This window comes from Burkholderia sp. 28_3 (assembly GCF_003253915.1).
GTDB lineage: Bacteria > Pseudomonadota > Gammaproteobacteria > Burkholderiales > Burkholderiaceae > Burkholderia > Burkholderia cenocepacia.
Window position 1 is genome coordinate 335,482 of sequence record NZ_QKZF01000003.1, and the last position, 13,903, is coordinate 349,384.

14 protein-coding genes are annotated in these 13,903 nt (G+C 66.3%); 2 read left to right on the plus strand and 12 right to left on the minus strand.

Annotation, left to right across the window (positions count from 1 at the left end; all coding sequences use genetic code 11):
• Positions 1 to 27: 27 nt before the first annotated feature.
• The 4 genes from DFS13_RS09550 to rimO all read right to left on the minus strand — a co-directional run bounded on the left by DFS13_RS09550 (position 28) and on the right by rimO (position 4,272).
• Positions 28 to 1,209 (minus strand): cystathionine beta-lyase, encoded by a 1,182-nt coding sequence (locus tag DFS13_RS09550; protein ID WP_006497182.1) that lies wholly within the window; start codon positions 1,207 to 1,209, stop codon positions 28 to 30.
• 113 nt (positions 1,210 to 1,322) lie between these two features.
• Complete coding sequence (locus DFS13_RS09555) at positions 1,323 to 1,862, minus strand: hypothetical protein (protein WP_111441678.1); 540 nt, start codon at positions 1,860 to 1,862, stop codon at positions 1,323 to 1,325.
• Positions 1,863 to 1,980: 118 nt separating this feature from the next.
• Positions 1,981 to 2,907, minus strand: a complete 927-nt coding sequence (locus DFS13_RS09560) for a sugar kinase (protein WP_006485268.1) — start codon at positions 2,905 to 2,907, stop codon at positions 1,981 to 1,983.
• A gap of 3 nt (positions 2,908 to 2,910) precedes the next feature.
• Positions 2,911 to 4,272 carry a 30S ribosomal protein S12 methylthiotransferase RimO gene (gene rimO, locus DFS13_RS09565; RefSeq protein ID WP_006497181.1) on the minus strand — a complete coding sequence of 454 codons (1,362 nt, stop codon included), beginning with the start codon at positions 4,270 to 4,272 and terminating at the stop codon, positions 2,911 to 2,913.
• 564 nt (positions 4,273 to 4,836) lie between these two features.
• Here rimO and DFS13_RS09570 point away from each other — a divergent pair.
• Both DFS13_RS09570 and DFS13_RS09575 read left to right on the plus strand, forming a co-directional pair.
• Positions 4,837 to 5,097: a transporter suffix domain-containing protein gene (locus tag DFS13_RS09570; RefSeq protein WP_006485271.1), complete on the plus strand. Its 261-nt coding sequence runs from the start codon at positions 4,837 to 4,839 to the stop codon at positions 5,095 to 5,097.
• A 144-nt stretch (positions 5,098 to 5,241) separates the two neighbouring features.
• Positions 5,242 to 5,496 (plus strand): hypothetical protein, encoded by a 255-nt coding sequence (locus DFS13_RS09575; RefSeq protein ID WP_012328614.1) that lies wholly within the window; start codon positions 5,242 to 5,244, stop codon positions 5,494 to 5,496.
• A gap of 84 nt (positions 5,497 to 5,580) precedes the next feature.
• Here the strand turns inward: DFS13_RS09575 and DFS13_RS09580 are convergent, their stop codons facing one another.
• The 8 genes from DFS13_RS09580 to DFS13_RS09615 form a co-directional block, all read right to left on the minus strand.
• Positions 5,581 to 6,189: a dihydrofolate reductase family protein gene (locus DFS13_RS09580; protein ID WP_227743220.1), complete on the minus strand. Its 609-nt coding sequence runs from the start codon at positions 6,187 to 6,189 to the stop codon at positions 5,581 to 5,583.
• Between the two features lie 40 nt (positions 6,190 to 6,229).
• Positions 6,230 to 6,364: a hypothetical protein gene (locus DFS13_RS09585; protein WP_006485266.1), complete on the minus strand. Its 135-nt coding sequence runs from the start codon at positions 6,362 to 6,364 to the stop codon at positions 6,230 to 6,232.
• Between the two features lie 406 nt (positions 6,365 to 6,770).
• Positions 6,771 to 7,337 carry a polyhydroxyalkanoate synthesis repressor PhaR gene (phaR, locus tag DFS13_RS09590; RefSeq protein WP_006485265.1) on the minus strand — a complete coding sequence of 189 codons (567 nt, stop codon included), beginning with the start codon at positions 7,335 to 7,337 and terminating at the stop codon, positions 6,771 to 6,773.
• A gap of 119 nt (positions 7,338 to 7,456) precedes the next feature.
• Positions 7,457 to 8,197 carry a 3-ketoacyl-ACP reductase gene (locus DFS13_RS09595; RefSeq protein WP_006491801.1) on the minus strand — a complete coding sequence of 247 codons (741 nt, stop codon included), beginning with the start codon at positions 8,195 to 8,197 and terminating at the stop codon, positions 7,457 to 7,459.
• A 121-nt stretch (positions 8,198 to 8,318) separates the two neighbouring features.
• Positions 8,319 to 9,500 (minus strand): acetyl-CoA C-acetyltransferase, encoded by a 1,182-nt coding sequence (locus DFS13_RS09600; RefSeq protein WP_062910590.1) that lies wholly within the window; start codon positions 9,498 to 9,500, stop codon positions 8,319 to 8,321.
• A gap of 99 nt (positions 9,501 to 9,599) precedes the next feature.
• Complete coding sequence (phaC, locus tag DFS13_RS09605; protein WP_111441679.1) at positions 9,600 to 11,465, minus strand: class I poly(R)-hydroxyalkanoic acid synthase; 1,866 nt, start codon at positions 11,463 to 11,465, stop codon at positions 9,600 to 9,602.
• A gap of 360 nt (positions 11,466 to 11,825) precedes the next feature.
• Positions 11,826 to 12,665 (minus strand): peptidoglycan editing factor PgeF, encoded by an 840-nt coding sequence (gene pgeF, locus DFS13_RS09610; RefSeq protein WP_111441717.1) that lies wholly within the window; start codon positions 12,663 to 12,665, stop codon positions 11,826 to 11,828.
• A gap of 6 nt (positions 12,666 to 12,671) precedes the next feature.
• The gene (locus tag DFS13_RS09615; protein ID WP_034178468.1) at positions 12,672 to 13,883 is read right to left on the minus strand and encodes an RluA family pseudouridine synthase; all 1,212 of its coding nucleotides are present in this window, start codon (positions 13,881 to 13,883) and stop codon (positions 12,672 to 12,674) included.
• Positions 13,884 to 13,903 lie beyond the last annotated feature (20 nt).

Consider the following 13,903-nt stretch of genomic DNA (forward strand, 5'->3'; position numbering starts at 1 on the left):
TTTGTGCCGGACGTGGCCGCCCTGCGATCAACCCAGTGCGGCCTGCATCGCACGCTCGATGTCCGCGCGCAGATCGCCTTCGTCTTCCAGACCGACGTAGAAACGCACCAGCGTGCCGCGATGCGGCCAGTCCGGACGCATCGACGCGACGTCGTAAGGCATCGCGAGGCTGCACGCGCCGCCCCAGCTCCAGCCGATCGCGAACAGCTCGAGCGACTCGACGAAACGGTCGACCTGCTCCGCGCTGTAGCGTTCGTCGAACACCACCGAGAACAGCCCGCCCGCGCCCGTGAAATCGCGCATGAACGACGCGTGCCCCGGGCAGTCGGCGATCTGCGGATGCAGCACCGTCGCAATCTCCGGCCGCGCCTTCAGCCATTGCGCGAGCGCGAGCGCGCTCTTGCTGTGCGCGTCGAAGCGCACCTGCATGCTCGGCAGGCTGCGCAGCACGAGCGAGCAATCGTCGACCGACACGCCGATCCCGCAGCGCATCCGTGCGAGCTTCAGCTTCGCATGCAGCTCCGCGTTCGCGGTGATCGTCGCCCCCATCAGCACGTCGCTGCCGCCCGACTGGTACTTGGTCAGCGCCTGCACCGAAATGTCCACGCCGTGCTCGAACGGCTTGAACGCGAGGCCCGCCGAAAAGGTGTTGTCGATCGCGGTGACGATGCCGCGCGCCTGGGCGGCCGCCGTGATCGCCTGCACGTCGGGCACTTCCATCGTCACCGAGCCGGGCGCCTCGATCCAGATCAGCCGCGTGTTCGGCTGGATCAGCTCGGCAATGCCGGCGCCGATCAGCGGATCGTAGAAGCGCGCGGTGATGCCGAAGTCCTTCGCGAGCCAGTTGCCGAAATCGGCGTTCGGGCCGTACACGTTATGCGGAATCAGCACGTCGTCGCCCGCTTTCACGATCCCGAAGTAGACGTTCATGATCGCCGCGAGGCCCGACGGCTGCAGCAGCGCGTGCGTGCCGCCCTCGATCTCGGCGAGCCGCTGCGCGAGCGCGAGCGACGTCGGCGTCGCGTGCAGCCCGTAGCGCCACTGGTTATCGTTGTGCCAGACCAGCGCGCGCATCGTCGCGAGATCGGGGAACACGACCGTCGACGCGCGCGCAACCGGCGGCACGAACGAACGGAAGCCTTCCGGAATGACGTCGTCGGGTTGAACGATGCGGGTTTGCAGCGCGCGCTTGGGAGTGGATGCAGTCATGACGGGGAGCCGGGCACGAGGCCGTTCGGTTGCGGAATATGTCGTTAGAGTAGCCAAAATCGGCGCGCTTGGCCCGGTACAATGCGCGCCGCGCACACCGAGCCAGCGCGTGCTCAGTCGTCGGTACGCAGGTTGACGACGCCGCCTACCGTCTCGATTTCGTGCATGCGACCGTCGCGCACCTGCAGCGCCGCGCGCTTGCCCGGCGCCAGGCGCAGCACGACCGGCTGCGGGTCCGATTCGTCCGAGTTCATCCGGTCGGCCTTCAGGTCGCCCGTCGCGTCGAAGCGGCCGATCCACACGCCGGTGATGTTGGTGCCGTCGTTCGATTCCTCGATCTCCAGCGTATCGCCGTCGCGGTCGCCCGCGAGCAGCACGACCTCGCCCGTGTCGGCGAACTGATATTCGCCGTGCACGCCTTCCTCGTCCGTCTTCGGGCCGAGATGCACGACGATCGGCCGGTCGCCGAGCGTGCCTTCGTAGCGCGGCAGGCGGGCGAACTCGGGATTCGGTTTCAGCGGCCGCGCCGGCGCCGGTTCATCCTGCTGCACGCCCGGCGCGACTGCCTGCGCGGCGACGCTCCCCGGCATCGCGATACCTGCGACCAGCGCGCCGGCGACGAGCGCCCGTTGCCATTCCGAATATCGACCCACGTTGTGTTGCTCCTTGCTTCAGATTCGCCCGACATCGCGGACGGCACCGGGTCGAGACCCGGTTCCTGCGTGACCGCGCAAGCCTGCGCGGCGAATGCGCCGGCCTGCGCGTGTCGCGTCAGCCCTGCATCAGGCGTTCCACCGCATCGCGACGCGGAATCGGCGCGACCGCGCCGTAACCGGTCGTCGACAGCGCCGCCGCCGCGTTCGCATAACGCGCGGCCGCGAACGGATCGTCGCCCGCGACGATCCGCGCGACGAATGCGCCGCCGAAGCAGTCGCCCGCACCAGTCGCGTCGACGGCCTCGACCGCGAAGCCCGGCACGACGCGCCGCTCGTTCGGCGTCGCGACATACGCGCCTTCCTTGCCGAGTTTCAGCGCGACGACCTGCGGCCCGTGTTCGAGCATCGCGTCGACGATCGCGTCGCGATCGTTCGCGCCCGTGAGCGCCGTGACGTCGTCCCAACTCGGCAGGCAGATGTCGGTCTGGCGCAGCGCCTCGCGCATCACCGCGCGAGCGCGCGGCAGCGGCCACAGCTTCAGGCGCAGGTTCGTGTCGAAGCTGACCTTCGCGCCGTGGCGACGCGCATGGTCGATCGCCGCGAACGCCGCATCGCACGCGGCCGTGCTGATCGCAAGACTGATCCCCGACAGGTGCACGGCCTTCGCGGCCGCCAGCGCGTCGAGCGGCAAGTCGCCTGTCGCATAGCGGCTCGCAGCCGATCCCGCGCGCAGATAGTCGAACTGGTGGCCGTCGGCGCCGTGCGTGACGAAATACACGCCGGTCGGTGCCGCGCGGTCGATTCGCACGTACGTCGTGTCGACCTGCTCCGACGCCCACATGTCGGCGAGCAGGCGGCCGAACGGATCGTCGCCGATCGCCGACACGAAGCCCGTCGATGCACCCTGGCGCGCCGCCGCGATGCAGAAGTTCGACGTGTCGCCGCCGAAGCCCTGCAGGAATTCAGGGCGTCCCGGCTGCGACTGGTTGAATTCGATCATCGCCTCGCCGAGCGCGAGGATCTCCGGAAATACCGCGGCCATCGCTTACACCTCGCCCCACAGATCGTGGCCGTCGGCGCCCGTGATCTTCACGGACACGAAATCGCCGACCTTGTAGCGCTTCGATGCCTTCGCCGCCGGCTCGACGTAGACGACACCGTCGATCTCCGGCGCATCGGCTGCCGTACGGCCGATGCCGCCTTCCTCGCCGACTTCGTCGATCAGCACCTTGAGCGTCTTGCCGACCTTGCGCTGCATGCGGTTCGCCGACACTTCCTCGGCGACTTCCATGAAGCGTGCACGGCGTTCCTCGCGAACCTCGTCCGGCAGCGCGCCGTCCAGGTCGTTCGCGGTCGCGCCTTCGACCGGCGAATACGCGAAACAGCCGACGCGATCGAGTTCCGCTTCGCGGACGAAGTCGAGCAGCGTCTCGAACTGTTCTTCCGTCTCGCCGGGGAAACCCGCGATGAACGTGCTGCGGATCGTCAGGTCCGGGCAGATCTCGCGCCATTTCTGCACGCGCTCGAGCACCTTCTCCGCGTTCGCGGGACGCTTCATGCGCTTCAGCACTTCGGGGTGCGCGTGCTGGAACGGCACGTCGAGATACGGCAGTACGTGGCCCTTGAACGGACCTTCCGCCATCAGCGGAATCACTTCGTCGACGCTCGGATACGGATACACGTAGTGCAGACGCACCCAAGCACCGTACTGCGCGGCGAGTTCGCCGAGCGCGGCGACCAGGTCGGTCATGCGCGTCTTGATCGGCTTGCCGTTCCAGAAGCCCGTGCGGTACTTCACGTCGACGCCGTACGCGCTCGTGTCCTGCGAGATCACGAGCAGTTCCTTCACGCCCGACTTGAACAGGTTCTCGGCTTCCAGCATCACTTCGGCGACCGGGCGCGACACGAGGTCGCCGCGCATCGACGGGATGATGCAGAACGTGCAACGGTGATTGCAGCCTTCGGAGATCTTCAGGTATGCGTAGTGACGCGGCGTGAGCTTGATGCCGGCCGCAGGGACGAGGTCGACGAACGGATCGTGCGGCTTCGGCAGGTGCGAATGCACGGCCTGCATCACTTCGCCCACCGCGTGCGGGCCGGTGACCGCGAGCACCTTCGGGTGGACTTCCTCGATCAGGTTCGAGCCGCTCGCGCTCGACTTCGCGCCGAGGCAGCCGGTGACGATCACCTTGCCGTTCTCGGTCAGCGCTTCGCCGATCGCGTCGAGGCTTTCCTGCACGGCTTCGTCGATGAAGCCGCAGGTGTTCACGACGACGAGGTCGGCGCCGTCGTAGGTGCCGGAGATTTCATAACCTTCGGCGCGCAGTTGCGTGATGATTTGTTCGGAATCGACGAGCGCTTTCGGGCAGCCGAGGGATACGAACCCTACTTTGGGGGATTGGGACATCTGGAGTGTGGGGGCGTGGCAGCAAAAGCGTGAGTTTACAGGGATTTAGGGGTGGCGAGGCAAAATGAGCGACCGGGAAAGATCGTCGCGTGCCGGATTGGCTGAAGCGCCACATCGGCGGTGCCGGGCGGTGCGATCGACACATGCGGGCGCCTTCTGCTCGGCAATGGGTATCGCCATGCGGTTTCGAAGCTGCGCTGCAAAAAAACAGGGCCAAGGTGCGGTTTTTCGTTGCGCCGCCCGAGCACGGTCCATACCGAGCCACACCCGATGTACGCCGGCAGCCCGCGACAACGATATGCCGCCGCGCCGCCTTCTTGGCCAAGCCTGCCGCTTCCCGTCCAGACTCCTGTGCGTCGGACGCGCATGTTTCCGCCCGTCCGGCGATCGAGATTGACGCCGCGCGGCATCGCGCCTCATAATGAGACGAACTACTCCGTTTATTAATATTCGCGCAGCGAACCAAAGCATCTGCCAGCAGCGAGATGACCGCCCGGCGGGACTTCCGGTCGCGCAACGCCCGCGCAAACAAACCCTGCTCGATCCCCGTCAGAAGGACATGCGATGCCCCAATCGAAATCGAACATCAGAAAGAAAACCGGCCTGGCCCTACTGGGCGTCGTGCTGTTGTACTGGATCGCGGTGCCGATCCTTCCGTTTACGTCCATCCCGAACAAGGCGTTCGTGATCCCGGCGCTGGTCGTGATCGGCGAGATCGTGTTCGTGGCCGCCGTCGCGCTGCTGGGAAAGGAATACTGGGCCCAAATAAAAGGATGGGTGACTCGGCGCTTCTGCAGGAAAAACGCGAGTGGCATCGGGAAGTAACGCTCTGTCGCCGGCGGCCGGCGGTCTGGGAAGACATGCCACGCGGTCGGTCAAGCCCATCGCACGAGAATCGGCATGGACTCGCGAAGCCGCTATGCGAAAATCGCGGCATCCGCTCTCTTCAATCGACCCAACGGGGCTCGCATGACTACCCACCTCACGATCGAATTCACCGAACACGCCGCAGAAGCCATCGGCGAACAGACCAGCACCAGCTTTTCCTACGATCAGGGCGCCCATGTCCCGCAACCGGGCGACTTCGTCGAACTCGAAAACTCCCGGCAGACGTTTCTGGTGATCGGCCGCGTGTTCTCGCTGAAGGCCAACTACAGCGCCGTCAAGCTCGTGCTCGACCTGCCGCCGTCGGACGACGATCAGGATTTCGGCCCGGCGCACTGAGTCACGACGAAACGCGTCACGCCAGTCAAAGCCAACGCGCATGCAACGCCGGCCGCGGCGCTGCATGCGTCACCGCCATACGCGTCACTCCTGCGTGACGGGCACATACATGGCCTGCATCAGCCCGCTCGGCAACCGCTTCGTATCGTCGAGCCGCAACACCGTTTGCGGCAGGTCAGCACCGAACAGCGGAATCCCCGTGCCGAGCACGATCGGCACCCAGCTCAGCGTGATGCGATCGACGACGCCGGCCTTGAGGCCTTCTCGCACAGTCAAGCCGCCGTCCAGATAAACGTGACGATGGCCTTGCTTCGCCAGCTGCTCGAGCAGCGCCGCAAGCGTGCCGTCGAACGGTTCTTCGCCGTGGCGCGACGCCAGTTCGCGGCGCGTCATGACGACCATCCGCTTGCCGGCATACGGCCACGGGTCGAAGTTGATCACCGTGTCGTACGTATTGCGCCCCATCACGATCACGTCGATGTCGTTCATGAGCGCCGTGTAACCGGTGTCATCCGGCGAATCCGATGAAAACGGCTCCAGCCATGACAGATCGCCATTGTCGCCGGCGATGAATCCATCGAGACTGAGCGCGAGAAACACACTGACGCGAGGGCGCATACGAAGCATCCTTTCATGAATGCAAGGATGGCGAGTATAGCGGCGATCCGCGTACCCTGCCGCTGCTTGCGCCACGTCGACAGAGCGGCGTCGCTCGGCTCGATCGCCGGCCGGATCACGCTTCCATGGTCGCCTTCGCCGCCAAGCGACCGAGCCACGGCGCCAGAATCACGCCGGGGTGCGCGACCACCGCATACACGCCTGCGACGCCGGGCAGAAAGCCATTGAGCGGCACGCCGTCGCTCGTCATCGGACGAAGCGCCGACCTCGCGGACAACGGCGCGAGTGTCGCCCGCCCCGCATCGGCGCGGCATCGTACCGCTCGCCGTGCGCGGGAACCGCTCGCGCGTTTCGCGCCTCGCCGTGCAGCGCCGCTTATGGTACGACAGGCGAGCACGAGCCCACACCATCAGGCGCGGCGCGTCCCGGCTTTCGTTCGTATGGACTGGATCTCGATCGACTGGACAACGGCGATGCCCGCGCAGACGAAGCACGGGCATTCGATGCCGACGATCCTGGACGACCGTCGGCGATTTTTTCCGCAGGCGGCAGCCGCGCATCGTCGTGCCCGAATGCACGACCGCGAGCGGCCGCCCTGCTTCGCGGCGCCGACGTCCGACGGCTCGCGCCGCCGCGGCCGGCCTGCCGCGAAACCGTTACTTCTTTTCGGGCTCCGATGCGCCCGGCTGCTTGAACGGGAACGTGCTGAACATCGACTTCGCCTGGTTCTGCATCTGTTCCTGCATCTGCACGAACATGTTCTTCGACTGCTCGATGTAGCTCGTCATCATCCCTTGCATCATCGGCGCCTGCATGTTCATGAACTGCGACCAGACTTCCGGATTCATCGCGTTACCTTCGTAGAGGTTCTTCGATTGATCCGCGAGCTTGTTCTGGATGTCGATGAATGCCTGGATGTTCTTTTCCAGGTACGTGCCCATCATGCCCTGCATCGCATGACCGTAGAAACGGATGATCTGCGACAGCATCGACGACGAGAACATCGGCACGCCACCGCTTTCCTCTTCGAGGATGATCTGCAGGAGAATGCTGCGCGTCAGGTCTTCGTTGGATTTCGCATCGACGACCTTGAAATCCTCCTGCTCGAGCACGAGCTGCTTCACGTCGGTCAGCGTAATGTACGTGCTTGTCTCGGTATCGTAGAGCCGGCGGTTCGGGTACTTCTTGATGAGCCGTTCGGCCGTCTTCTTTGTAGTAGTCATGTAACGCCTTTGAGTGCAGCGTAGCGCAAGTGACGAATCCCCGCCGCCCGAATCCGGGAGGCGGGGGCCTTCGGAAAACGCCCGGCTGCGCGGCCACCCGGCCCGCGCAGCCAGGACGCTCAGCCCATGTGCAGGCCGCCATTCAGCGAGAAGTCGGCGCCCGTCGCGAAGCCGGAATCGTTCGACGCGAGCCACGCGACGATCGAGCCGATTTCCTCGGGGCCGCCGAGACGCCGCACCGGGATCGTCGCAACGATCTTCTCGAGCACGTCGGGGCGGATCGCCTTCACCATGTCGGTGCCGATGTAGCCCGGCGACACGGTGTTGACCGTCACGCCCTTCGTCGCGACTTCCTGCGCGAGCGACATCGTGAAGCCGTGAATGCCGGCCTTCGCGGTCGAGTAGTTCGTCTGGCCGAATTGCCCCTTCTGGCCGTTCACCGACGAAATGTTGATGATGCGGCCCCAGCCACGTTCGACCATCCCGTCGATCACCTGCTTCGTGACGTTGAACAGGCTCGTCAGGTTGGTGTCGATCACGGCGGTCCAGTCTTCATGCGTCATCTTGCGGAACACGACGTCGCGCGTGATGCCCGCGTTGTTGACCAGCACGTCGATCTCGCCGACTTCGGCCTTGACCTTGTCGAACGCTTCCTTGGTCGAGTCCCAGTCGCCGACGTTGCCTTCCGACGCGATGAAGTCGTACCCGAGCGCCTTCTGGTCCTCGAGCCATTTCACCCGGCGCGGCGAGTTCGGGCCACAACCTGCGACCACCTTGAAGCCGTCTTTCGACAGACGCTGGCAGATGCTGGTGCCGATGCCGCCCATCCCGCCCGTTACGTACGCAATTCGCTGAGACATAAATCTCACTCCATTTTTTGGTTTCGAGAGCTGCCGGAGGCCCCCTCTGACTTCACGTGACGCCGGCCGAAGCCGCAATCGGCCGGCGCACGGATTCGGTACGCCGGTGACGAACGGCCGGTTACGGACGCTCGACCGCGAGCGCGACGCCCATCCCGCCGCCGATGCACAGCGACGCCAGCCCGCGCTTCGCATCGCGCTTGACCATTTCGTGCAGCAGCGTCACCAGGATCCGGCAGCCCGACGCACCGATCGGGTGGCCGATCGCGATCGCTCCGCCGTTCACGTTCACCTTCGACGTGTCCCAGCCCATCTGCTTGTGCACCGCCAGCGCCTGCGCCGCGAACGCCTCGTTGATTTCCATCAGGTCCAGGTCGCCCGGCGTCCAGCCCGCGCGCTCCAGCGCACGGCGCGATGCCGGCACCGGGCCCATGCCCATCACGCTCGGGTCCACGCCCGCGTTCGCATACGCCTTGATCCGCGCCAGCGGCGTCAGGCCCAAGGCGGCTGCCTTCTGCGCCGACATCACCAGCACCGCGGCCGCCCCATCGTTCAGCCCCGACGCGTTCGCCGCCGTCACCGAGCCGTCCTTCGCGAACGCCGGCTTCAGCCCCGCCAGCGACTCCGCCGTCACGCCGTGACGCACGAACTCGTCCGTCGCGAACTGCAGCGGCTCGCCCTTGCGTTGCGGAATCGACACCGGCACGATCTCGTCGTTGAAACGCCCGGCCTTCTGCGCGGCTTCCGCCTTGTTCTGCGACAGCGCCGCGAACGCGTCCTGCTCTTCGCGCGTGATCCCGTATTCCTTCGCGACGTTCTCCGCCGTGATCCCCATGTGGTACTGGTTGTACACGTCCCACAGCCCGTCGACGATCATCGTGTCGACCAGCTTCGCGTCGCCCATCCGGAACCCGTCACGCGAGCCCGGCAGCACGTGCGGCGACGCGCTCATGTTCTCCTGGCCACCCGCGATCACGATCTCCGCGTCGCCCGCGACGATCGCGTTCGCCGCCAGCATCACGGCCTTCAGGCCCGAGCCGCACACCTTGTTGATCGTCATCCCCGGCACGGCGTTCGGCAGCCCCGCCTTGATCAGCGACTGCCGCGCCGGGTTCTGCCCGGAGCCGGCCGTCAGCACCTGGCCCATGATCACTTCGCTGACCTGCTCGGGCTTCACGCCCGCACGCTCCAGCACTGCGCGGATCACCGTCGCGCCCAGTTCGGGCGCCGCAATCTTCGCCAGCGAGCCGCCGAATTTGCCGACCGCGGTCCGCGCGGCCGATACGATCACTACATCCGTCATTTCCCTTTCCTCCAGGCCCGCACGACACGGCGCGTCGTTACCGGCCCTGTTAAAAAAACTGCGGTGCACCGGACAGCGTGCGCCGCTGTCCGGTTTTCGTCAATCGCGCTGCAACACGTAGCGCCCGGGCGCCGGCTCGATCACCGGGAATTGCGCGGAACCCGGCTGGGCCGGCGGCGCGACCTTGCGACCGCCGTACGCGTCGAGCCACTCGACCCACGTCGTCCACCAGCTTCCCGGCTGCTCGGTCGCCGCGGCAAACCAGTCGTCCGCGGATTCGGGCAGGTCGCCCTCGTTGACCCAGTAGCTGCGTTTCTTCTTCGCCGGCGGATTGATCACGCCCGCGATGTGTCCCGACGCGCCGAGCACGAACTTCAGCGGGCCCGACAGGATCGACGTCGATGCGTAGGCCGTCTGCCACGGCACGATGTGATCCTCGCGCGAACCGTAGATGAAGGTCGGCACGTCGATCAGCGACAGGTCGACCGATTCGCCGCACACGGTCAGCGCACCCGGCTCGCGCAGCTTGTTTTCCAGATAGGTATGGCGCAGATACCACGCGTACATCGGGCCCGGCAGGCTCGTCGAATCGCTGTTCCAGTACAGCAGGTCGAACGGCGCGGGCGTGCGGCCCTTCAGGTAGTTGTCGACGACGTAGTTCCACACGAGATCGTTCGGCCGCAAGAACGAGAACGTGTTCGCGAACTCGACGCCGCGCATCAGCCCCGGCTGCGCACCGTTCTTGCCGCCGATGGTCTGCTCGCGCATCTGCACGTGCGCCTCGTCGACGAACACGTCGAGGATGCCCGTATCGGTGAAGTCGAGCATCGCGGTGAGCAGCGTCATCGACGCGGCCGGATGTTCGCCACGCGCGGCGAGCACCGCGAGCGCGGTCGCGAGCATCGTGCCGCCGACGCAGAAGCCGAGCGTGTTGATCTGCTCGCGGCCGCTGATCTGCTGCACCGCGTCGATCGCCGCGAGCAGCCCTTCGTTCATGTAGTCGTCCCACGTCTTGTGCGCGACCGATGCATCCGCGTTGCGCCACGACACGAGGAATACCTGATGACCGTTCGACAGCGCGTGCGCGACGAGCGAATTCTCCGGCTGCAGGTCGAGGATGTAGAACTTGTTGATGCACGGCGGGACGATCAGCAACGGCCGCTCGAACACCTTGTCCGTCTTCGGCGTGTACTGGATCAGCTGGATCAGGTCGTTCTCGTACACGACCGAGCCTTCGGTACATCCGAGGTTCTTGCCGACCACGAACTGCGATTCGTCGGTCTGCGAAATCTTGCCGCGCTGCAGGTCGCCGAGCAGGTTCATCATCCCCTGCCGCAGGCTTTCGCCCTGCGTCTCGAGGATCGATTTCTGTGCGTCGGGATTGAGTGCGAGGAAGTTGCTCGGCGCGGCGGCGGCCGTCCATTGCTGGACCGTGAAACGGATGCGCTCACGCGTCTTCGGATCGGTCTGAAGCGCGTCGGCCAGCTCCTGCAGATAGCGCGCGTTGAGCAGATACCAGGCGGCCGCGAACGCATGCGCGGGAGACGCCTTCCACGCGTCGCCGCTGAAGCGGCGGTCCTTCAGCTCCGGCGACTCGAGCTTCGCGGCGGCCGCCTGCTGCATCAGCGTCATGCAATCGCGTGCGTAGTCGGCCTGCAATGCCTGGAGCCGTTCGGGCGGAATCGCGGCAACCGGCAGCTTCAGCCCCGCGAACGGCGACGCCATCGCGCCGAGGTCGGGCATCGACGGCATCTGGAACGGAAACGACGTCGGGAACTGGAATGTCGCGAACGGATTGACGGAGGCCGATGCCGTCGCGGCGCGCGCCGGATCTGCAAAACCGCGCCACGCGTTCAACCACGACTCGAACATCTGCTGCATCGGCTGGGCGGCCGGATCGAAACCGGTGCTGCCCGCGGAAGTGCCCGCATGCGCGGACGTCGACGAATTTTTCGATGCTGTCATTACCTGCCTTACCGGTGATTCGTGAGCGTCAATCGTGAAATCCTGCTCGCGCGCGGCGTGCCGGCTGCGAGCCGGGCCGTCATGCTCTGGAGAGGCGTCTCCAGATTCTGCCGCAGTGCGGTATTTTTATCATTATCGTTTTCCCCATGTGAAGCGCCCCGTCAAACCACTGAACATTTCGGCACGGAGATAATCCGCGCACAACAGACGGGACAAGGGTTCCGGCAAAACATAAAACATTTTGTTTAGCTTGACGTCGGGATTTTTCATTCAGTCGCGCATGCAACGCCGTATTGCCGCCTCAATATCGAGATAACTCGATTTCGCGGCGCAACAAAGCCGGCGCGCATGCGCATGCAATCAATCGGCCAACCAGATTGCCGCGGCCATGCGCCCCGTCACGCGGTCGCGCCGGTACGAATAGAAGCGCGCGCGCTCGGCGACCGTGCACGCCGTCCCGCCGCTCACGTGCGCCACACCCGCACGCGCGAGTCGCAGGCGCGCGAGCGCATAGAGATCGGCCAGGAACTTGCCGGGCGCGCCGTCGATCGCGACGAACGCATGACGGGTTTCATCATGCTCCGACTGCGGAGCCGTGTCGAGAAACGCGTCGCGCACATCGGCGCCGACCTCGAACGCCTTCGGCCCGATCGCCGGACCGAGATACGCATGCAGCGCGTCCGTCGCGCCGCCCGCAAGCGCCGCGACGCGCGCCGCCGTCTGCTCGACGATGCCGGCCGCGAGCCCGCGCCAGCCCGCATGCGCGGCGCCGACCGCGCGGCCCTGCGCGTCGCACAGCAGCACGGGCAGGCAATCGGCCACCATCACCACGCAGACGGCGCCTGCCTGATCGGTCACGCTTGCGTCGGCCTGCACCGGCGCCGTGGCACCAGGCGCGGCGGCGATCACCGCGTCCGCCTGCACGATCTGCGCGCCGTGAACCTGCTCGAGCCATGCGGCGCCCGACTGGCCAGCGAGGGCCAGCACGCGCGCGCGGTTGGCGGCGACATGGTCGGGATCGTCACCGGTATGCAGGCCGAGATTCATCCCGCCCGGCAGCGCGGCGCCGTCCTGCCAGCGCCCGTACGGGCCTTCGCTCACACCGCCGTCGCGGGTCGTGATCAGCGCGCGCACGCGCGGCGACACCTGCCAGTCGGGCCGCACGCAGTCCTGCCACGTCAACGGCGCCAGGTTCGTCATCGGCACTCACTCCTCCTCATCGTCGTCCAGATACGGCTCGTCGTCGTGATACTCGCCGCCGAAATCGTCATCGTCGTAGACACCGTCGTCGTCGTCGAATTCCTCGTCGCCCTGCCCGAAGCCGAGCGCGGCGACCAGTGCGTTCATGTCGTCCGGCAGCGGGCAGCGCCACTGCATCGCCTTGCCCGTGACCGGATGCACGAGGCCGAGCCGCCACGCATGCAGCGCCTGTCGCGCGAACCCGTCCGGCAGCGGCGTGACCGAGCGCTTGCCGCGCGCGCGCCCGTAGACCGGATCGCCGAGCAGCGGATGTCCGGCATGCGCGCAATGCACGCGGATCTGGTGCGTACGGCCGGTTTCGAGATCGCACTGAATCGCCGAAACCGGCTGACGTTGCCACAGGCATGTGTCAACCGTGCGGAAATGCGTGCGCGCGGGCTTGCCCGACGCGCCGGTGACGACGGCCATGCGCGTGCGCTCGCGCGGATCGCGGCCGATCGGCGCGTCGATCGTGCCCGCCTCGGGCATCGTGCCCCACACCAGCGCGAAATAGCGGCGCTTCACCGTGCGGGCCTGCAACTGGCGCACGAGGTCCGTCTGCGCGGCCAGCGTGCGGGCGACCACCATCAGGCCGGAGGTTTCCTTGTCGAGCCGGTGGACGATCCCCGCGCGCGGCAGGCCGGCCGCCGCGTCGCCGTAGCGATGCAGGAGGCCGTTGAGGATCGTGCCGCTCCAGTTGCCGGCGGCCGGATGCACGACGAGGCCGGCCGGCTTGTTGATGACGACGAGCGCGTCGTCCTCGTAAATCACGTCGAGCGGCACGGGCTCCGGCGTGAACGCGAGCTGCTCGGGCAGCAGATCGGGCACGAGCGCGATCTTCGCGCCGAGCGGCACCGGCTGACGGATCTTCGCCGGCGCGCCGTCGACGAGCACCCGCTGCGCCTCGATCCAGCTCTGCAGGCGGCTGCGCGAGAATTCGGGGAACAGTTGGGCAAGCGCCTTGTCGAGCCGTTCGCCGGCGAGCGACAGCGGCACTTCGACGATACGCGGCGCGTCATCGCCCGCCACGGACGGCACGACGGGCGGCTGCATCGCGTCGCCGGCCAGATCGTCATCGAGGGAATCCCCCGAGGCAGCGTCGGCGGGCCGATCGCTTGGGCTATAATCTTCGCGATTTGGTGTGCCCGGCTGGGCATTCTGCGAACTTGAACGGGTCATTTAGACTGGGTCACCGAGAC